The organism is Rhodovulum iodosum (assembly GCF_041020385.1).
GTDB classification, from domain to species: domain Bacteria; phylum Pseudomonadota; class Alphaproteobacteria; order Rhodobacterales; family Rhodobacteraceae; genus Rhodovulum; species Rhodovulum iodosum.
The window spans coordinates 92,866-110,896 of sequence record NZ_JBEHHI010000003.1 but is presented as its reverse complement, the minus strand read 5'-3'; the positions used below and the strand labels follow the sequence as shown (position 1 = coordinate 110,896).

The 18,031-nt window shown below is 67.8% G+C and carries 18 protein-coding genes; 4 read left to right on the top strand and 14 right to left on the bottom strand.

The genetic code is table 11. The features are described from left to right. The first annotated feature begins 14 nt into the window (after positions 1–14). Positions 15–905 carry a phytanoyl-CoA dioxygenase family protein gene (locus tag Ga0609869_RS14605; protein ID WP_125403905.1) on the top strand — a complete coding sequence of 297 codons (891 nt, stop codon included), beginning with the start codon at positions 15–17 and terminating at the stop codon, positions 903–905. Between the two features lie 9 nt (positions 906–914). Here Ga0609869_RS14605 and Ga0609869_RS14600 read toward each other — a convergent pair whose 3' ends face one another. Genes Ga0609869_RS14600 through Ga0609869_RS14585 form a run of 4 tightly spaced genes read right to left on the bottom strand, consistent with a single transcriptional unit; the run spans position 915 to position 3,141 of the window. Continuing rightward, positions 915–1,613, bottom strand: a complete 699-nt coding sequence (locus Ga0609869_RS14600) for an RraA family protein (RefSeq protein ID WP_125403904.1) — start codon at positions 1,611–1,613, stop codon at positions 915–917. Positions 1,614–1,628: 15 nt separating this feature from the next. Beyond that, positions 1,629–1,958, bottom strand: coding sequence for an AzlD domain-containing protein (locus Ga0609869_RS14595; RefSeq protein ID WP_125403903.1), 330 nt, complete (start codon positions 1,956–1,958; stop codon positions 1,629–1,631). Further along, positions 1,955–2,668: an AzlC family ABC transporter permease gene (locus Ga0609869_RS14590; protein ID WP_125403902.1), complete on the bottom strand. Its 714-nt coding sequence runs from the start codon at positions 2,666–2,668 to the stop codon at positions 1,955–1,957. The genes Ga0609869_RS14595 and Ga0609869_RS14590 overlap by 4 nt, the downstream gene beginning before the upstream one ends. After that, on the bottom strand, positions 2,665–3,141 hold the full coding sequence (locus tag Ga0609869_RS14585; protein ID WP_125403901.1) for a hypothetical protein: 477 nt from the start codon (positions 3,139–3,141) through the stop codon (positions 2,665–2,667). Before Ga0609869_RS14585 ends, Ga0609869_RS14590 begins: the two co-directional genes overlap by 4 nt. A 107-nt stretch (positions 3,142–3,248) precedes the next feature. Here Ga0609869_RS14585 and Ga0609869_RS14580 point away from each other — a divergent pair, with 107 nt between their 5' ends. After that, positions 3,249–5,030, top strand: coding sequence for an IlvD/Edd family dehydratase (locus Ga0609869_RS14580; RefSeq protein WP_125403900.1), 1,782 nt, complete (start codon positions 3,249–3,251; stop codon positions 5,028–5,030). 36 nt (positions 5,031–5,066) lie between these two features. Then, positions 5,067–5,804 (top strand): SDR family oxidoreductase, encoded by a 738-nt coding sequence (locus Ga0609869_RS14575; RefSeq protein ID WP_125403899.1) that lies wholly within the window; start codon positions 5,067–5,069, stop codon positions 5,802–5,804. Between the two features lie 542 nt (positions 5,805–6,346). Here Ga0609869_RS14575 and Ga0609869_RS14570 read toward each other — a convergent pair. After that, entirely contained in the window at positions 6,347–7,474 is a 1,128-nt protein-coding gene (locus Ga0609869_RS14570; RefSeq protein ID WP_125403898.1) for a mandelate racemase/muconate lactonizing enzyme family protein, read from the bottom strand. A gap of 65 nt (positions 7,475–7,539) precedes the next feature. Between Ga0609869_RS14570 and Ga0609869_RS14565 the strand changes: the two genes are divergently transcribed. Then, entirely contained in the window at positions 7,540–8,334 is a 795-nt protein-coding gene (locus Ga0609869_RS14565) for an NAD-dependent epimerase/dehydratase family protein (RefSeq protein WP_125403897.1), read from the top strand. On the opposite strand, the gene Ga0609869_RS14560 is transcribed toward Ga0609869_RS14565, so the two are convergent. From Ga0609869_RS14560 to Ga0609869_RS14520, 9 genes are all read right to left on the bottom strand, one after another. Further along, positions 8,322–9,215, bottom strand: coding sequence for a DMT family transporter (locus Ga0609869_RS14560; RefSeq protein ID WP_125403896.1), 894 nt, complete (start codon positions 9,213–9,215; stop codon positions 8,322–8,324). The genes Ga0609869_RS14565 and Ga0609869_RS14560 overlap by 13 nt on opposite strands. Positions 9,216–9,218: 3 nt before the next feature. Beyond that, entirely contained in the window at positions 9,219–9,941 is a 723-nt protein-coding gene (locus Ga0609869_RS14555; RefSeq protein ID WP_125403895.1) for an SDR family oxidoreductase, read from the bottom strand. Beyond that, positions 9,938–10,831, bottom strand: a complete 894-nt coding sequence (locus tag Ga0609869_RS14550; RefSeq protein WP_125403894.1) for an NAD(P)-dependent oxidoreductase — start codon at positions 10,829–10,831, stop codon at positions 9,938–9,940. The genes Ga0609869_RS14555 and Ga0609869_RS14550 overlap by 4 nt, the downstream gene beginning before the upstream one ends. Positions 10,832–10,843: 12 nt before the next feature. Further along, positions 10,844–11,902 (bottom strand): Gfo/Idh/MocA family protein, encoded by a 1,059-nt coding sequence (locus Ga0609869_RS14545; protein WP_245972152.1) that lies wholly within the window; start codon positions 11,900–11,902, stop codon positions 10,844–10,846. 2 nt (positions 11,903–11,904) lie between these two features. Beyond that, on the bottom strand, positions 11,905–13,395 hold the full coding sequence (locus Ga0609869_RS14540; RefSeq protein WP_125403893.1) for a UxaA family hydrolase: 1,491 nt from the start codon (positions 13,393–13,395) through the stop codon (positions 11,905–11,907). Between the two features lie 106 nt (positions 13,396–13,501). Further along, positions 13,502–14,455, bottom strand: a complete 954-nt coding sequence (locus Ga0609869_RS14535; protein ID WP_125403892.1) for a phytanoyl-CoA dioxygenase family protein — start codon at positions 14,453–14,455, stop codon at positions 13,502–13,504. Beyond that, a complete protein-coding gene (locus tag Ga0609869_RS14530; RefSeq protein WP_125403891.1) occupies positions 14,452–15,537 on the bottom strand; it encodes a mandelate racemase/muconate lactonizing enzyme family protein in 1,086 nt (361 codons plus the stop codon). Before Ga0609869_RS14530 ends, Ga0609869_RS14535 begins: the two co-directional genes overlap by 4 nt. Positions 15,538–15,621: 84 nt before the next feature. Continuing rightward, positions 15,622–17,217, bottom strand: coding sequence for a TRAP transporter large permease (locus Ga0609869_RS14525; protein ID WP_125403890.1), 1,596 nt, complete (start codon positions 17,215–17,217; stop codon positions 15,622–15,624). A 3-nt stretch (positions 17,218–17,220) separates the two neighbouring features. Continuing rightward, the gene (locus tag Ga0609869_RS14520) at positions 17,221–18,030 is read right to left on the bottom strand and encodes a TRAP transporter small permease subunit (RefSeq protein ID WP_125403889.1); all 810 of its coding nucleotides are present in this window, start codon (positions 18,028–18,030) and stop codon (positions 17,221–17,223) included. Position 18,031 lies beyond the last annotated feature (1 nt).

Below are 18,031 nucleotides of genomic sequence, written 5' to 3'. Positions count from 1 at the left end.
CGAAAGGGGGAGAGATGCTGAGCGAAGCGCAAAAGGCGTTTTACGCCGAGAACGGGTATCTGATGGTCGAGGACGCGGTGACGCCCGACCAGTTGGCGCGGCTGCAAAAGATCACCCACGGGCTGATCGACGCCTCGCGGCATGTATCGACAAGCGACGAGGTCTACGACCTCGACAAGGGGCACGGGCCCGACGGCCCGCGCCTGACCCGGATCAAGCTGCCGCACAAGCGCGACCCGTATTTCTGGGAAATCCTGACGCGCTCGGGCGTGACCGAGGTGCTGACCGACCTGCTGGGGCCGGACACGACGCTGCTGACCTCCAAGCTGAACACCAAGGCGCCGGGGGGCGGGGCGGCGGTGGAATGGCACCAGGACTGGGCCTTTTACCCGCATACCAATGACGATTTGCTGGCCTTCGGTTTGATGCTGGAGGATGTGGACGAGGCGAACGGGCCGCTGATGGTGATCCCGGGCACCCACAAGGGGCCGATCCTGAGCCACAACGCCAACGGCGTGTTCTGCGGGGCGATCGACCCCGACGACCCGCTCTTCGAGCGCGACAGGGCCGTGACGCTGACCGGCCGTGCCGGCAGCATGACGGTGCATCACGCGCGGCTGCTGCACGGCTCGGCCCCCAATGTCAGCGACCGGGCGCGGATGATCCTGTTCTACGAGATCGCCAAGGCCGATGCCTGGCCGATCCTTGGCGCGAACAGCTATTTCCACGCGCTTGGCCAGCGCCGGTTTTGGGACGATCTGCAGGACCGCACGATCACCGGCGCACCCTGCCTCGCCCCCCGGCTGGAGCAGGTGCCGGTGCGCATGCCGCTGCCGCCCGCGCCCGATACCTCGTCGATCTTCCGGATGCAGGAATCGGGCGGGGCCAAAAGCGCCTTTGGCTGAGCGCCGGCGTCAGCCCAGTTCGACCGCCTTGCCCGAGGCCAGCAGGTCCTCGAGGTCGAGCGGCGTGCGAAAGCCGTCTTTCACCTTGGCCTCCAGCTCTTCCTCCAGCGTCCGGACAGTGTCGAGCGCGGCGATCACCGCGTCGATCCGGGCGAAGGGCACGACCACCACGCCGCTGCAATCGGCCACGACCATGTCGCCCGAGGCGACCTGCCGGCCGCCGATGAAGGCCGCGCCGCCCACGGTGCCGGGGCCGTTGCTGTAGGGCGAGTTGGGGTTGAGCCCGGTGCACCAGGCGGGCAGGCCCACCTCGGCGATGCCCTCGTAGTCGCGCAGCGGCCCGTCGGTGACGAGCCCCGCCGCGCCGGCGTTCCTGAACATGCCGATCACCTGGTCGCCGCTGGCCGAGCAGCCCTGGTAGCCCGAGACCGCGGCGACCACCACGTCGCCGGGCTGGGCCAGGTTGACCGCCGCCAGCGTGGCAAGGATCTCGGCCGGGCCGTTGTCGGCCACCAGCGCGGGGCCGGCGACCCGAACGTCGGGGTCCATCACCCCGCCGACGGGGGCAATGGCGGTGTCGAGCGCGCCGAGCCCCTCCATCGCGTCGCAGACAAAGCCGGTGGGCACACCCTGAAACGCCGCGATCTGCGCGGCGCTGGGGCGGGGGCGGGATGTGACGATGGTCAGGACGGGAGGTTCTTCGATCATCGGGCAAGCCTTTCTCTAGAGGTGACCGGGAATGAGTTGGAGCAGGTAGAGCGTGCCCATCCCGGCCAGGATGGCCCCCACGACGCCGGTGCGCAGCCCCGCGACGAGGGCGGCCAGTGCCGCGATCAGGCGGGCGGGTTCGAACGCCCCGCCAGTGGCCTCGGGCCACAGCACCAGCGGCGTGACCAGCGCGGGAAAGACCGCGACGCCCACATATTTGAGGTGCAACAGCGCCCAGTCGGGCAACTGCCGTCCGCCGAGGATGCCGAGAAATGAAAACCGGATCAGGAAGGTGCCGACCCCCAGACCTAGCGTAAGGCCCCAAAAGGCGGTGTCGGAAATCATGGGCGCACCCGCGCGGCGCGGCGGCGCAGGTAAAGCTCGGTCTGGGCGCCGGCGACCATCGCGATTCCGGCGGCGACCGGCAGGCCGAGGCTCCATGGCACCCAGGCAAAGGCGATGGCCGCCAGCGCCGAGACCAGCGCGGCGACGACATGGGGCAGCGACCGCAACAGCGGCGCCAGCATCGCGATGAAACAGACCGGCACCGCGAAATCGAGCGACAGGCTGGCCGGCAGGCCGCGCCCCACCACCGCGCCGATCAGGGTAAAGGCGTACCAGACCGGGCAGATCAGCATCATGCAGCCGAAGTAATAGGCCACCTTCACCGCGGTCGGCATGGTCGGGTTGTCCTCGTAGGTGCGCACCGCCACGGCAAAGGCCTGATCGACCATCAGGTAGGCCATCAGCGCCCGCACCCCCAGCCGCGCATGGCCCACATGCGGCACCAGCGCCGCCGAATACATCGCCATGCGCAAATTCACCGCCAGCGCGATCAGCAGCGCGATGAAGACCGGGGCGTTTTCCTGCAACAGCGCCAGCGCGGTGAATTGCGAGGCCCCGGCGATCACCAGGACCGACATCGACATGGTTTGCAGGATGTCGAGCCCGGCATCGCGGGCCACCACGCCGAACAGCATCGAGTAGGGCACCACGATGATGATGAACGGCGCGCAGTCACGATAGCCGCGCCAGAAGGCCTCGGCCCGGGTCATTGCAGGTTCCGCGAGCGCCAGAGGAGCCGGATATAGGCCTTGCCCGCGGCCGCCGCGGCGCAGGTGTCCTTTTGCCGTTGGATGTCTTCGGCGGCGCCGGGGCCGACGAGGGCCAGTTCCTCCATACGGTCGCATTGAGTCATGTCTGCCATGAGGTCGTATTTCAGCTCGATCCCGGCAATGGCGGCGATCTCTTCCGGCGCCGTTTTGCGGATCTCGGCCATGTGCGCGGCGATGCCGTCAAACCACGACTCGCGGGCCTCGCGGAAGCATTGCGAGGCAAGGGCAGGGCTGTCGGGCGGGATCGCGCGGCATTCGGCCATCGTCTTGGCCAGACAGGGCGCGGGAAAGTCACCCATGGCCGCGTGCGCCTCGACGCAGGCGGCGACGGCGGGCAGGTCGATCTCGGCCGCCGCGGCCGGAACGGGCCCGGCCAGAAGGGCGGCGAGGCCCAGCGCGGTGCGCAATCTCATGACGTCTCCTCCCCGGGACGGTATGAATCCCCTTGCATTTGGTATACCAAATTGAAAACCTGTGCCAAGGGCGGCGGCAATGGCGGCGCGCCCATGGGAGGCAAGCCATGACAGATACCCGCGCGAACAAGCGGTTCCGCTCGCAGGAATGGTTCGACAACCCCAACAACCCGGGGATGACCGCGCTTTACCTGGAACGCTACCAGAACCAGGAATTCACACGCGACGAGCTGCAAAGCGAACGGCCCGTCATCGGCATCGCCAATTCCGGCTCCGACCTCGTGCCCTGCAACAAGATCCACGTCTTCCTGATGGACCGTATCAAGGCTGGCATCCGCGAGGCGGGAGGCGTGCCGATGGAGTTTCCCGTCCATCCCCTGCAGGAGACCGGCAAGCGGCCCACCGCCGCGCTCGACCGCAATCTTGCCTATCTGGGGCTGGTGGAGATCTTGCACGGCTATCCGCTGGACGGGGTGGTGCTGACCACGGGCTGCGACAAGTCCACGCCCGCGATGCTGATGGGCGCTGCGACCGTGGACATTCCGGCGATCGCGCTCAATGGCGGGCCGATGCTGGACGGCTGGTGGAAGGGCAAGCGCGCCGGCTCGGGTACCATCGTCTGGGAAAGCCGCCGCCTGCTGGCCGAAGGCAAGATCGACTATGACGAATTCATCAGCCGGGTCTGTTCGTCGGCCCCGTCGCTGGGCCATTGCAACACCATGGGCACCGCCAGCACGATGAACGCCATGACCGAGGCGCTGGGCATGAGCCTGACCGGCAACTCCGCCATCCCCGCCCCGTTTCGAGAGCGTATGGGGATGGCCTACGAGACCGGCAAGCGCATCGTGCAGATGGTGCTGGACGATCTGAAACCGTCCGACATCCTGACGCGCGAGGCGTTCGAGAACGCCATCGTGGTCAACGCCGCCATCGGCGGATCGACCAACGCGCCGCCGCATCTTCAGGCGGTCGCGCGCCACGCGGGCGTCGATCTCGACGTGACGGATTGGGAGCGTATCGGCTACGACGTGCCGCTGCTGCTCAACATGCAGCCGGCGGGCGAATACCTGGGCGAAAGCTTTTTCCGCGCCGGCGGCGTGCCCGCGGTGATGGGCGAGCTGATGAAGGCGGGCCGCATCCACGAAGGCGCGATGAGCGCCACGGGCAACACGATGGGCGTCAACCTCGCGGGGGTCGAAAGCGTCGACCGCGACGTGATCAAGACCTATGACGCGCCGATGCGGTCCAATGCGGGGTTCAAGGTACTCACGGGGAACCTGTTCGACTCGGCTTTGATGAAGACCTCGGTGATTTCCGACGATTTCCGCGCGCGGTTCCTGTCGGAGCCGGGCAAGGAAGGCATCTACGAGGCCCGCGCCGTCGTTTTCGAGGGCCCCGAGGATTACCACGACCGTCTGAACGACCCCGCCCTCGGCATCGACGAGAACACGATCCTGTTCATCCGCAACGTGGGCTGCGTCGGCTATCCGGGTTCGGCCGAGGTGGTCAACATGCAGCCCCCCGATCACCTGATCCGGGCCGGCATCAACCACCTGCCAACGGTGGGCGACGGGCGCCAGTCGGGCACCTCGGAAAGCCCCTCTATCTTGAACGCCTCGCCCGAATCCGTGGTGGGCGGGGGGCTGGCCTATCTGCAGACCGGCGATACCGTGCGGCTGGACCTCAATGCCAGCCGGATGGACGCGCTGGTGGACGAGGCCGAATGGGAGGCGCGCAAGTCCGCCTGGGCGCCGCCCGAGATCGTCAGCCAGACGCCGTGGGAAGAGATCTACCGCACCCATGTGGGCCAACTGGCCGATGGCGGCTGCCTGGAACTGGCGACCGCCTATCAGAAGGTCGGGCGCGACCTGCCGAGAGACAACCACTAGGCCCCGCCGGGGCAACGGAACGAGGGGAGGCGCGCCATGGCGCAGACGATCATCATCACCGGTGCCGCGCGCGGCATCGGCAAGGCCTGCGCCGAGGCGTTTCTGGCCGCGGGCTGGCGCGTGGGCATCGTCGGGCGCACCCAGGAGACGGTGACCGCGGCGGCGGCCAGCCATCCCGACGCGCTGGCGCTGCCCTGCGACGTCACCGACGAGGGCCAGGTGGATGCGGCCTTCGACGCGGCGCTCGCCGAATGGGGACGGATCGACGCGCTGTTCAACAACGCGGGCGTGTCGGTCATGGGCGGCACCGTCGACGAGATCTCGGTCGAGGACTGGCGGCGCTGCATCGACATCAACGTGACCGGCAGCTTCATCTGTGCCCGTGCCGCCTTTGCCCGGATGCGCGTGCAGGACCCGCAAGGCGGGCGGATCATCAACAACGGCTCGGTCTCGGCCTATGTGCCGCGCTGGGGCTCGGCGCCCTATACCGCCTCGAAACACGCCATCACCGGGCTGACGCGGTCGCTGTCGCTCGACGGGCGGCCCTACAACATCGCCTGCGGCCAGATCGACATCGGCAACGCGCTGACCGACATGGCCGCCAAGATGACCAAGGGCGTGCCCCAGGCGGACGGGTCCATCGCGGTCGAGCCGGTGATGGACGTGTCGAACGTGGCGAAATCGGTGCTGCACATGGCATCGCTGCCCTTGGAGGCCAACGTGCAGTTCATGACCGTGATGGCGAGCGCGATGCCTTATATCGGGCGGGGGTGAGGGCCGTCTCGGAAACCATCAAGTAGACAACCCAAGGGCCGAACGGGCGGGGCACTGGGCCGGTCGCCCTACGGTTCGGGAAGGGCTTGCGCTTTGTATCGTAGGAAGCCGGCTTCGCGGCGTGGACCCGGCCGTTCTTGATCTCGGGCGGGCGCACGGGTAGCCTATCGCTCGATGCTTGGTGCGCGGTCTCTTACCGCTTCAGGCATCGGGCAGGCGTGACACGGTGATATTCTCCCGGCCGTAGCACGATCCCTGGATCGGAGCGATATGCGGGGTTTCCGGGCAACCGGGTGGGAGGCCCCGCCGCCTGCACCACCCCTATCAGGCGCTGGCAGGCCATGCGCGAATTTACCGGAGTGCGGCGCGGCGCCTACAGTCACCCGCGGGAAACGGACGGGAAACGAGAAGGAAACCCCGACCGAAATCCGAAAGCGTAGTGCGGTTCAAACCAAGGCGTCAGACCGCCCGGCTTCCGGTGCGCGTGTGGCGGGTGAACGGGGACGGTGCGCCCAGCCCGGACCGAGCGTTTCGAGGACCGGTTACACCGCCCATTCCGCCAGCGCCGCCCGGTCGACCTCGACCCCCAGCCCGGGGCCCGTGGGCACGGCAACCCGGCCCTCTTCGCAGACGATCGGCGCTGTCAGAACGGCCATGCGGAACGGGTTCACCGTGCGGTCGAACTCCAGCCACGGGTCCGAGGGCGCGTGGCGCTGGGGCACCGGCGGCAGGATCGCCAGCATTTGCAACGCCGCGGCCACGGCCACGCCGGTGCCCCAGACATGGGGCACCAGCCGCACCCCCTCGGTTTCGGCCAGCGTTGCGATCTTGCGCATCTCGGTGATGCCGCCGCAGCCGCAGACGTCCGGCTGCAGGATATCCACCGCCCGGGCCGCAATTGCCTGGGCATGGGCATAGCGCGCGTGCCATGTCTCGCCGCCGGCCACCGGGATCGGCTGGCCCCGCCGCACCTCCTGGTACGAGGTCAGTTGTTCGGGTACCACGGGTTCCTCGAACCAGTCGATATTCTGGTCGGCCACGGCCCGGCCCAGCCTTATCGCCTCGATGGCGTCGTAGCCGTGGTTGGCGTCGATCATCAGGTGCCGGCCCTCGCCCAGCACCGCCCGCGCGGCACGGATCGCGGCGACGTCGATCTCGTGGCCATAGCCGATCTTGATCTTGGCCGCGGTAAAGCCCGCCTCGGCATAGCCGGCCAGCTCGGCCTCCAGCGTCGCGATCCGGTCGTGCCCCACCATGCGGAACCCGCCGGTGGCATAGGCCGGCACCGAGCTGCGGTAGGCGCCGCCGGCCAGCACATGCACCGGCACGCCGAAATGCCGGCCCGCAATGTCCCATAATGCGATGTCGATGCCCGATTGGGCCGTCACGGCGAGGCCGCGCTGTCCCTGGTCGCGGAACTGGTTGTAAAGGGTGGTCCAGATCGGCTCGCTCTCCAGCGGGTCGCGGCCGACGATAAGCGGCGCCATCGCCGCGACGACGCCCGCGTTGGCCTGCGCCGGCCCCAGGCATTCGCCCCAGCCCGCGGTGCCGTCGTCGCAGACGATCTCGACCAGGCAGGCCCAGCGTTCGGTGAAGGTGGAAAACGCGCTCTGGAACGGCACGTCCAGCCGGTGGCACAGAAGGTGGGTCTTGACCTGGGAGATTTTCATGGCGGGCCTTTCGCTTGTGGATCAGGCTGCTAGGCTGGCTGCAATACGGCAGGGGAGGGCCAGAGATGCAGCAGGTTTTGATGACGGGCGCGGCCGGGGGGATCGGCACGCTGCTGAGGCCGATCTTGCCCAAGCTCGGGGTAAAGATGCGGCTGAGCGACATGGCCGACCCCGACGGCGGCCCGGCCCCGGACGAGGATTGGGCGATGGCCGACCTGACCGACGCCGCGGACGTGGCCCGCGTCGTCGAGGGGTGCGACGCGATCCTGCATTTCGGCGGCATCTCGACCGAGAACCGGGCCGACCTGATCCACGAGGTCAACGTCAAGGGCACCTACACCCTTTACGAAGCGGCGCGAAAGGCGGGCGTCCGGCGCATCCTCTTTGCCAGCACCAACCACGTCATCGGGTTTCACCGGCGCGAGACCCTGCTCGACGCCGACAGCGAGGTTCGGCCCGACAGCATTTACGGCGTCTCCAAGGCCTATGGCGAGGCGCTGGCGACCTATTACTGGCACAAGTTCGAGATCGAGAGCCTGATCCTGCGCATCGGCTCGTGCTTTCCCGAACCCAAGGACCGCCGCATGATGGCCACCTGGATGAGCCGCGAGGACATGTTGCGGCTGATCGAGACGATGCTTTTCGCGCCGCGGCTGGGCTGCCCCGTGGTCTACGGCGTGTCCGACAACCCCGAATGCTGGTGGGACAATTCCAAGACGGCCTACCTGGGCTGGCGGCCTCGGGACAGCTCGGCCCAGTTCGCGGCGAAGTTCGCCGATTTCGAACCGGAGGATCCGAACGACCCGGCGGTGGTCTACCAGGGCGGGGGCTTTGCCAAGGCCGGCCATTACGAGGACTGAGCCTTTTTCTGGCGCTCCCGCTGCCAGATATAAAGGCCCGAGGCGATGATGATCGCGCCCCCGCCCAGCGTCCAGACCGTGGGCCAGGTGTCGAACACCAGGATGCCGGCCACGGCCGCGGTGAAGACCTGGACATAAACCATCGGCGCCAGCAAGGATGCGTCGGCCCAGCGATGCGCGATGGTGGCCGAGATATGCCCGGCCGCGCCGAAAGCGCCCACGGCGAAGAAGATCACCCATTGCATCGGGGTCTGCGGCCACAGCCAGCCGCCCAGGACAAAGGGCAGAAGTGCCAGCGCCGCCACCCCGCTCGACCAGATCTGCTGGGTCGAATTGGCCTCGACCCCCGCCAGCATCCGCGTCATCACGAAATACATCGAGGCCGAGACCATCGCGCCGAGGCTGAGCAGCATCGCCGGGTGGAACGACGCGCCCCAGGGCTGCATCACCACCAGCACACCCAGAAAGCCGACGCAGACGGCGGCGATGCGGCGGATGCCCACCCGTTCCCTGAGGATCGGAATCGCCAGCAGCGTCACCGCGATGGGCCCGGCGAACATGATCGTCGTGGTCACGGTGATTGGCAGGTATCTCAGCGCCGAGAAGTTCAGAACCGTGCTGCCCAGCAAGAAGAGCGAGCGGAAAAACTGCAACTTCGGGCTGTTGGAGACCAGCGCGCCGGCGCCGTCCTGCGGCAGGTAGAGCGACAAGGCCAGCAGCCAGTGCACCAGATAGCGCATGAACACGACCTGCAGCGTCGGCAGCCCGGCCAGGATCAGCCACTTGGCCGAGCTGTCGATGCAGGTGAAAAAGGTCACGGCGAGCGCCATCAACAGGACGCCGCCTGTGGTCTTTTCCTCTCTCGGTCGCGCGATTGCCATGGCTCAGCCTGCCGCCCACCCGCCGTCGATCACATGGGCCTGACCAGTGGTAAAGCCGGCTTCGTCCGAGGCCAGGTAGACGGCCAGGTGCGCGACCTCCTGTGCCGTGCCGATCCGGCCCATGGGCTGGCGGGCGACAAAGGCCTTGAGGGCGGCCTCGTAATCGCCCATCGCGCGCAGCCTGTCGTGCAGCGAGGGGCTGTCGACCGTGCCCGGGCAGATCGCGTTGACCCTTATCCCCTTGGTCACGTAGTCCAGCGCCACCGATTTCGTCAGCCCGATCACCGCGGCCTTGGACGCGCCGTAGATGCAGCGGTTGGGCGCGGCGACGATCGAGCCCGCCACCGAGGCGATGTTGACGATCGACCCGCCGCCGCGCTCCAGCATTCCGGGCAGGGCGGCCTGCATGGTGTGAAACTGTGCCTTAACGTTGAGGTCGAAGGCAAAGTCGAACTCGTCGTCGGTGGCGTCCAGTATGGTGCCCGAATGCACATAGCCCGCGCAGTTGACCAGCACGTCCGGCCCCGCGGCCTGAACCGCCGCGGTCACCGCCGCCTTGTCGGTGACGTCGAGGGCGAAGGTTTCGGCGTCGAGCCCGGCCAGCAGTTCGGCCTTGAGGTCCGTCGCGGTGACGGCGGCCCCTTCGCGCACCAGGGCCTCGGCGATCGCCCGCCCGATGCCCTGGCCCGCGGCGGTGACGAAGGCGCGTTTGCCGGCCAGTCTCATGGGCGTTCCTTTCCCAGGTTCCTGGCCATCCAGTCGACCATCTGCGGCACCATCAGATCGCCGCTGCCGCCGTCGCGCGCCTCGATCAGCGTGGCCAGTGGCGCCCCCGAAATCCGGCTGTGGCGCTTCAGATCGTCGGCCATCTGCTTGTAATAGCCCACATCCTTGGCCGCGTTGGTGACCGAGAAGGCCAGGTCGACCTGTCCGTCCATCGCGTAGTTGCGGATGAAATCCATCATCCCCGAATGGTTCGGCCCCGCCGCCAGCACGCCGTATAGCGCGCCGCGCTCGATGCCCGCCGCGTCGGCCATGGCAAACGCTTCGGACATCGCCATCGCGGTGGTCATGGCGTAGAAATTGTTGATCAGCTTGATCGTGTGCCCGTTGCCCAGTTTCCCAAGGTGAAAGACGTTCTCGCCGAGGGTATCGAGCACCGGCTTGACCCGGTCGAAGGCGGCCTCGTCGCCCGCGCACATGATGTTGAGCAGCCCGTCCCTGGCATGGGCCGGCGTCCGGCCCAGCGGCGCGTCGAGATAGGTCGCGCCCTTTTCCGCCAGATCGGCCCCGATCTTCAGAGTCGAGGCGGGCAGGGAGGTGCCGAAATCAATGATGACCTGCCCCTCGCGCGTGCCTTCCAGCACGCCGTCGGGGCCGTAGATGCGGCCCTCGACCTGATCCGAGGTGCCGACGCAGATCATCACGATGTCGCTCGCCTCGGCCATCGCCTTGGCGCTGGCGGCCTCGGTGCCGCCGCGCGCCACGGCCTCTTCAATGCCGCTGCGGTCGCGGTGGCCCAGGACGCTCAAGGTGTAGCCCGCGTTTTGCAGACATTCGACCATCGCCCGGCCCATAAGCCCGAGACCGATGAAACCGATGCTGGGTTTGCTCATGTCATCCTCCTGTCATGTTCCGCGAAAATCGTCTGGCACCTCGCCCGTGCCGACCGGCGCGCCGGTTTTGGCCGACAGCGCCACGGCCAGCGTCGTTTGCAGGGCCGCCAGCCCGTCGGGGCCGGTGCACAAAACGTCATCCTTTCCGCCGGCCACGACGCCCGCGAAACGTTCGATCTGGGCCAGCAGCGGGTCGAGCCGCTCGAATTCCGGCCCGGCGTGGCGGTCGAGCGGTTTGCTCCACTCGATTTCGCCCGGCCCGGAGCGGCCCCAGCGGGTGAGCGAGGGAAACGCCAGCGCGCCCTCGCTGCCCACGATGCGCAGGTAATCCTCGCCCGACAAGGCGATGCCGGGGTTTTCGCCGCAGCCGGCCTCGAACGCCCAGGGCGAGGCGCCGGCGTCCGACATCAGGAACGACCCGAGCGCGCCGTTTTCAAACCGCAGCGCCACCGCCGCGGTGTCCTCGACGGCAAGGCCGCGGCGGGCCGACGACACCAGCGCCGTGGCCTCGGCCACCCGGCCGAAGAAAAAATGCAACAGGTCGATCTCGTGGCTGAGATTGGTCAGCAGCGGCCCTGCGCCCGGTGCGCGGTGCCAGGCGATGTCGAAATAGCTGTCGGGCTTGCGCAGCGACCACAGGCCCTGCACCCCGACCGGCGCGCCGATTGCGGCCACCGCCGCGCGCGCGGCGCGCGAAAACGGGTGGCAGCGGCGGTGATGCCCGGTGAAGAGCGGCAGGCCGGCCGCCGCCGCGGCGGCGATCAGCGCGCCTGCGTCGGCACATGTCGCGGCGAGCGGCTTTTCCACCAGCACCGGCCATCCGCGGCCCAGCGCCTCGGTCGCCGACGGGAAATGCGCCGGCGTGGGCGTGGCCACGACCGCCGCGCGGGTGGTGCCGGGCACCTCGTCCAGCGTCGCCACGGCGGGCAGACCCATGCCGGCCAGCGCCGCGCGGCGGGGCGCGTCGGGCTCGACGACCGCGCTCAGCGCGATATGGGGCGATGCTGCCGCCACCTCGGCATGGCGCAGCCCGATCGCCCCGCCGCCGATCACGCAGAGAGGTAACGGCACGCTCACATCACCGCCCCGATCTGCCACGGGACGAATTCGTAGTCGCCCAGACCCTGCGCCTCGGATTTCGACCTGTCGCCCGAGGCCATCCGCAGCCACATCCGATAGATCTCGCGCCCGACCTCCTCGATCGTGGCGCGGCCGGTCAGGATGCGGCCGGCGTCGATATCCATGTCGTCGGTCAGCCGCTCGTACATCTCGGTATTGGTGGCGATCTTCATCGAGGGCGAAGGCTTGGCCCCGAAGGCCGAGCCGCGCCCGGTGGTGAAGGCCACGAGGGTGCACCCGGATGCGATCTGCCCGGTGACCGAGGCCGGGTCGTAGCCAGGGCTGTCCATGAAGACGAAGCCGGTCGTGTCGATGGGTTCGGCGTATTTGTAGACGCCCATCAACGGCGTGGTGCCGCCCTTGGCCGCCGCGCCCAGCGATTTCTCCAGTATCGTGGTCAGCCCCCCCTGCTTGTTTCCCGGCGAGGGGTTGTTGTCCATGCTGCCGCGGTTGCGCTCTGTGTAGTCCTCCCACCAGCGGATCAGGCCGATCAGCTTGTCGCCGATGTCGCGGCTGGCGGCGCGGGCGGTCAGCAGGTGCTCGGCGCCGTAGATCTCGGGCGTCTCGGCCAGCACGCCGGTGCCGCCCTGGGCGACCAGCAGGTCGCAGGCATGGCCCAGGGCCGGGTTCGCGGTGATCCCCGACCAGGCGTCCGAGCCACCGCATTGCAGCGCCACGGTCAGCGCGGAGGCCGGGCAGGGCTCGCGCTGCGCAGCGTTCACCCTGGGCAGCATCGCCTCGATCTTGGCGATGCCCAGTTCGACGGTTTTTCGCAGCCCGCCCACGTCCTGGATGTTCATGGTCTGGAACAGCGGCCCCGGTGTCAGCCCGTGGGCCTCGATCAGCCAGTCGATCTGCATCATCTCGCAGCCCAGCCCCGCCATCAGCACCCCGCCCACATTGGGGTTGCGCGCGTAGCCCCAGAGCACGCGCTGCAGCGCCTCGAACCCGGTGCCGTCGCCGCCCATGGCGCAGCCGGTGCCATGGACGAAGGCCACAACGCCGTCGACATCGGGGTAGGGGGCGAGCACGTCGTCGGTGAAATGCGACGCGATCATCCGCGCGGCGGTGGCCGAGCAGTTCACCGAGGTCAGCACCGCGATGTAGTTGCGCGTGCCGACCCGGCCCGAGGGGCGGCGGTACCCCATGAAGGTGTCGGCCTCGGCCGCCGGGGCGGCGGGCCGCAGGTTGGTGCCGAATTCGTACGCGGTATCGACGTTGCGAAAGTCGAGATTGTGGGTGTGGACATGGGCGCCGGGCGCGATGTCCTCGGCGGCGTAGCCGATGCGCTGGGCGTATTTCACCACCGGCGCGCCCTTGGCGATCGGCGCGCTGGCCATCTTGTGGCCGCGGGGGATCGGCTGGGCGGCGCCGTCCTCGCCCAGGGCAAGCGGCGCAAGCGCGGTGACGACGTTGTCGGCGTCGGAGAGGCGGACGGTCTGCATGGCGAGGTCGGGTCCTTTCGGGGGCTCTGCCCCCGCGCTGCGCGCTCCCCCGGGATATTTTCGGCCAGAAGAAGCGGGGGGCGTTTGTCGGGGGCGGCGGTGTGGGTCAGGCACAGGCGGGGCTGTCGCCCGTCCAGCGATGGATCGGGATATGGGGCTGGCCGGAGAGGCGCGCGCGCGCGGCGCGCCACATGTCGCGCCAGGCCTGCCAGTCGCGGAACTCGGCGCCGGGGGCGGCGCGCGAGCGGGCGACGAAATCGGGGAAATGGGCGCGGCCGGTGGGCTGGCCGGTGACGTTGTAGCGGATGTCGAAGGAGCAGCGGAAGCGGTCGGAGACATTGTCGAGCGAGGCATGCGGCGTGAGCGGGTGGAAGATCACCGCGCCGCCCGCCTTGACCGGCAGGGGCCGGGCGAGGGCGGGGTCGATGCAGCCCTCGGCGATGGAGGTCTGGCGGCGGGGGCAATGGGGGTACATGCGCGGCTTGCCCGGGATGACCTGGAGGCAGCCGTTGTCCTCGCTGGCATCTGTGATCGCCAGCCAGACGGTGACCATCGTGGTCCGGTCGCCGGCTTCATGGGCGACGGCGCGGTCCTGGTGCCAGTCGGTGGCCATGATATGGGCGGTGGTCTCGGTGGCCCTGAGGGTGCGGGAGGGCGGCTTGAGGCGGACATGCTGGATCGGGTTCGCGGTGATCTCGGGGCCGATCAGGTCTTCGACCAGGTCGAGCAGCCGGGGCGCGGTGAGCATGTCGAACACCGCCGGGCCGAAATGAAACGGGGTGTCGGCCGCGATCTCGCCGCCCGGTAGCGAGATGTCCATCGGCTGGAACCAGTCGACGCCCGCGGCATAGGCGGTGAGCAGCTTTTCGAAGAAATCCGCCCCGGCCGCTGCGGGCGGCACGCGGCCTTCGGCCTGCCAGCCCGCGTAAAGCCGGTCGAGCAGGCCGGCGTATTCGGCGCGAACCGCGGCGAGCGTGGCCGCGGGCAGAACGTCGTCGACCACGAGCACGCCGGTTGTGGAGAACTCTTCGATCTGGTCGGGGCTGAGAAACAGGGTCATGGCCGGCAGCTTTCAAGTTTGTCCCAGTCGAACGCGACGCCATGGCCGGGGCGATCGGGCGCGATGGCGTGGCCGTTTTCGATGGCAAGCGGTTCGTCGATATAGGAGTCCAGCCCGAAGCCGTGCGCCTCGAGGTAGGAGCGGTTGGGGCAGGCGGCCAGGAGCTGGACGGTGATGTCGTGGGCGCCGTGGCTGGTGACCGGCAGGTGGTATGCCTCGGCCAGCCGGGCGATCTTCATGAACGGGGTGACGCCGCCGCAATTGGTGACGTCGGGTTCGGGGAAGCTGACGCCGCCCTCGATGGCGGTGCGGAACTCCCAAAGCGAGCGCAGGTTCTCGCCCGAGGCGATGGGGATGCCGCCCTCGGTGAGGATGCGGCGGTGGCCGGCGGGATCTTCGGGCGGGATCGGTTCCTCGAACCATGTAAGGTCGAACGCGCGGAAAGCGCGGGCGGCGCGGATGGCGCCGTCGACGCTGTATTTCATGTTGGCGTCGGCCATCAGCGGCAGGTCGGGGCCGAATTCCGCGCGCATCGCGGCCATGCGGGCCACGTCTTCGGACAGCCTGTCGCGGCCGACCTTGATCTTGATCGCGCGGTGCCCCCTTTCGATGTTGTCGTGGGTCTGGGCGACCAGTTCCTCGGGGGTGAGGTCGAGGTCGATGCCGCCGGCGTAGGCGGGCACGCGGGGGTCGTAGCCGCCCAGCAGGCGCCAGAGCGCCAGGCCGGCCCGTTTCGACTTGAGATCCCACAGCGCGATATCCAGCGCCGATTGCGCCAGCACCGTGGGCCCGCCGCGCCCGCCGTAATGGAAGGCCCACCAGAGATCTTTCCAGATCGCCTCGATCAGGTCGGGGTCGCGGCCGGCGACGCGCGGGGCCATCTCGCGGCCCAGGATGTCGGCGATGGCGCCGCCATTGACGCCACAGGTGAAGGTGTAGCCGACGCCCTCGGCGCCGTCGCTATCGGTGATGCGCGCGGTGACGATCTCGAAGCCGGTCATCGTGCCGTGCATGCTGTCCTCCAGCGTGCGGGGCAGGGCGATCAGGTAGTGGTCGGCGTGCAGGCGGTCGATGCGGGGCATGGGGCCTCGAGCGGATTGGGGGCGCGGCGCGCCCGAAAGCAGGCCCGGGCCGCGGCGTGGGCCGCGCCCCGCGCCAAGGCCGTTCTAGAGAAACAGCGTGACGATCGGCGGCCAGGTCAGCAGCACCGACAGCGCAATCAATTGCAGCACGATGAAAGGCAGGAAGCCGCGGAAGATCGCCGTCAGGGTGATATGCGGCGGGGCCACCGATTTGAGGTAGAAGGCCGCGGGCCCGAACGGCGGCGACAGGAAGCTGACCTGCATGTTCATACAGAACACCACGCCGAACCAGATCGGGATGAAGCGCGGATCGACCGTTCCGAGCCAGCCGATTTCCTCGGCGGGCAGGCGCACCACGATGGGCAGGAACACCGGCATGATCAGCAGCACGATGCCGATCCAGTCCATGAACATGCCCATGATCAGGAAGATCAGCATCATCACCAGGATGATCCCCATGGTGGGCAGGTCGGCCCCCACGATCAGGTTGGCGACATAGGTCGGCCCGCCCGCCAGCGTGTAGGCCGCGGCCAGCGAGGCGGCGCCGATCGTCACCCAGATGATCGTGCCGGTCGAGCGCAGGGTCCGCAACAGGCTGTCCCAGACGATGTCGAACGTCATCTCGCGCCGGATCATGCCGATGACGAAGACCGCGACCACGCCCATCCCGGCCGCCTCGGTGATGCCGGTGATCCCCATGTAGATCGAACCCAGAACCACGCCGATCACGACAATCGGGGCAATCAGGCCCTTGCCCATCTCCCAGCCGCGCGCGCTGCGCTCGCGCCCGATCACGACGTAGACCAGCAGCGCGGCGATGGCGAAGGCGCCGATGATCCAGGGGATGTCGCTGACCATGCCGAGTGCGATCGGGTCTTCGCCCTCGCGCACGGTGTTGGTGCTGGTCGCGGTGAAGAACAGCGCCCTGAGCAGCAGGAAGCCGGTGAACCACATGGTAAAGCGCGACAGGAAGCCCAGGAACATCAGCCCCTTTTCGCGGCCATGCGGGTCGTTCGGGTCGTCCTCGGGCAGGGGAGCGAGCGAGGTGTTCATCCGGGTGCGCACGATGATGTAGATCAGGAAGAACGAGGCCAGCATGAACCCGGGCAGGAAGGCGGCGGTGAACAGCGCCTTGATCGAGGTCTCGGTCACCAGCCCGTAAAAGATCAGCACGATCGAGGGCGGGATCATGGTGCCGAGGCTGCCGCTGGCGCAGATCGTGCCGATGGCAAGGTTCTGGTTATAGCCCAGCCGCAGCATCTGCGGCAGTGCGATCAGGCCCAGAAGCACGACCTCGCCGCCGATGATGCCCGACATGGCGGCCATGATGACGGCCATGATCGAGGTGACGATGGCGATGCCGCCCCGCGTGCGCGACAACCAAACGTTCAGCGAGCTGTACATGTCGCGCGCGATTCCGGATCGCTCCAGTAGCGCGGCCATGAATATGAAGAGTGGTACCGATATCAGGACGTAATTCGTCATCTGACGGTAGACCGCCTGGCCCAGCACCGACATCGGCCCCTGACCGAAATCGCGAAACAGGATGCTGGCGTCGAATTTCAGCGCCAGCGTGACGAAGGCAAGGAAGGCCGAGGCAAAGCCCAGCGGCATGCCGATCGCCAGGAGCGCAAACATCGCCAGAAGGATGATGAGGCTCAGGGTGCCGATATCGACCATGGCTTATTTTTCCTCCAGCGCGCGGCGGATATTCTCGATTTCGGTTTCGTCGATATCCTCGATGCCCTTGTGGTGCTCGGGCAACTTGTTCCAGTCGGCGATCAGGTTCGACACCGCCTGGATCGTCACCAGCATGATGATGAACAGGATCGCCGGCTTGACCGTGCCGGGGATCGGCGGATCCCATGCGGTGCCGAAGGTCTCCATCCTCAGCATTCGACGCATCGCGTCGTTGTAACCGCCCCAGACCAGCGCGAAGAAAAAGCCGCAAATCAGGCCAACCGAGATCACGTCGGCCGTCTTTTGCATCCAGCGGGGCATGATGTCGTAGATCACGTAGATGCGGATATGGCTGCGCTGCTGCATGGCGTATTGCCCGGCCAGCAGGAACACGAAGGATGCGATCCACAGCGACAGCTCGTTGGCCCAGAGCGTGGGCCGCGAAAAGACGTAGCGCGACACCACCTCGTAAAACATCACCAGCACGATCAGCGCGACCGAGATCATCGCCAGCCGCCCGCAGACCATCGAGACGACATCGAAAAAGCCGCCCGGCTCGGGTTCGATGTCGCCCTTGGTGTCGGACAGGTAGAGCGAAGTGAAAAGCAGGCTGCCGGCGATGCAGATCAGCATGGCCCAGACCATGGGTCGGCCCGTCGGGCGGATCATCTCGTGCATGCCGATGGCGTTCTCGTCGATGATTTTGTTGGCCACCAGCCAGACATAAAGGATCGCCGTCACGCCGCAAAAGGCGATCATCGCCAGTTTTACATGCTGCCTCATGGGGCCCAGCCACAGGCTTCGATCTTGCATC

Bases quoted from the DNA above. Each gene is read 5' to 3' on its own strand.
- Ga0609869_RS14590 (WP_125403902.1), bottom strand. From the start codon at position 2,668: ATGACCCGGGCCGAGGCCTTCTGGCGCGGCTATCGTGACTGCGCGCCG.
- Ga0609869_RS14525 (WP_125403890.1), bottom strand. From the start codon at position 17,217: ATGGTCGATATCGGCACCCTGAGCCTCATCATCCTTCTGGCGATGTTT.
- Ga0609869_RS14565 (WP_125403897.1), top strand. From the start codon at position 7,540: ATGCAGCAGGTTTTGATGACGGGCGCGGCCGGGGGGATCGGCACGCTG.
- Ga0609869_RS14600 (WP_125403904.1), bottom strand. From the start codon at position 1,613: ATGATCGAAGAACCTCCCGTCCTGACCATCGTCACATCCCGCCCCCGC.
- Ga0609869_RS14540 (WP_125403893.1), bottom strand. From the start codon at position 13,395: ATGCAGACCGTCCGCCTCTCCGACGCCGACAACGTCGTCACCGCGCTT.
- Ga0609869_RS14570 (WP_125403898.1), bottom strand. From the start codon at position 7,474: ATGAAAATCTCCCAGGTCAAGACCCACCTTCTGTGCCACCGGCTGGAC.
- Ga0609869_RS14555 (WP_125403895.1), bottom strand. From the start codon at position 9,941: ATGAGACTGGCCGGCAAACGCGCCTTCGTCACCGCCGCGGGCCAGGGC.
- Ga0609869_RS14585 (WP_125403901.1), bottom strand. From the start codon at position 3,141: ATGAGATTGCGCACCGCGCTGGGCCTCGCCGCCCTTCTGGCCGGGCCC.
- Ga0609869_RS14575 (WP_125403899.1), top strand. From the start codon at position 5,067: ATGGCGCAGACGATCATCATCACCGGTGCCGCGCGCGGCATCGGCAAG.
- Ga0609869_RS14595 (WP_125403903.1), bottom strand. From the start codon at position 1,958: ATGATTTCCGACACCGCCTTTTGGGGCCTTACGCTAGGTCTGGGGGTC.
- Ga0609869_RS14560 (WP_125403896.1), bottom strand. From the start codon at position 9,215: ATGGCAATCGCGCGACCGAGAGAGGAAAAGACCACAGGCGGCGTCCTG.
- Ga0609869_RS14520 (WP_125403889.1), bottom strand. From the start codon at position 18,030: ATGCAAGATCGAAGCCTGTGGCTGGGCCCCATGAGGCAGCATGTAAAA.
- Ga0609869_RS14580 (WP_125403900.1), top strand. From the start codon at position 3,249: ATGACAGATACCCGCGCGAACAAGCGGTTCCGCTCGCAGGAATGGTTC.
- Ga0609869_RS14605 (WP_125403905.1), top strand. From the start codon at position 15: ATGCTGAGCGAAGCGCAAAAGGCGTTTTACGCCGAGAACGGGTATCTG.
- Ga0609869_RS14535 (WP_125403892.1), bottom strand. From the start codon at position 14,455: ATGACCCTGTTTCTCAGCCCCGACCAGATCGAAGAGTTCTCCACAACC.
- Ga0609869_RS14550 (WP_125403894.1), bottom strand. From the start codon at position 10,831: ATGAGCAAACCCAGCATCGGTTTCATCGGTCTCGGGCTTATGGGCCGG.
- Ga0609869_RS14530 (WP_125403891.1), bottom strand. From the start codon at position 15,537: ATGCCCCGCATCGACCGCCTGCACGCCGACCACTACCTGATCGCCCTG.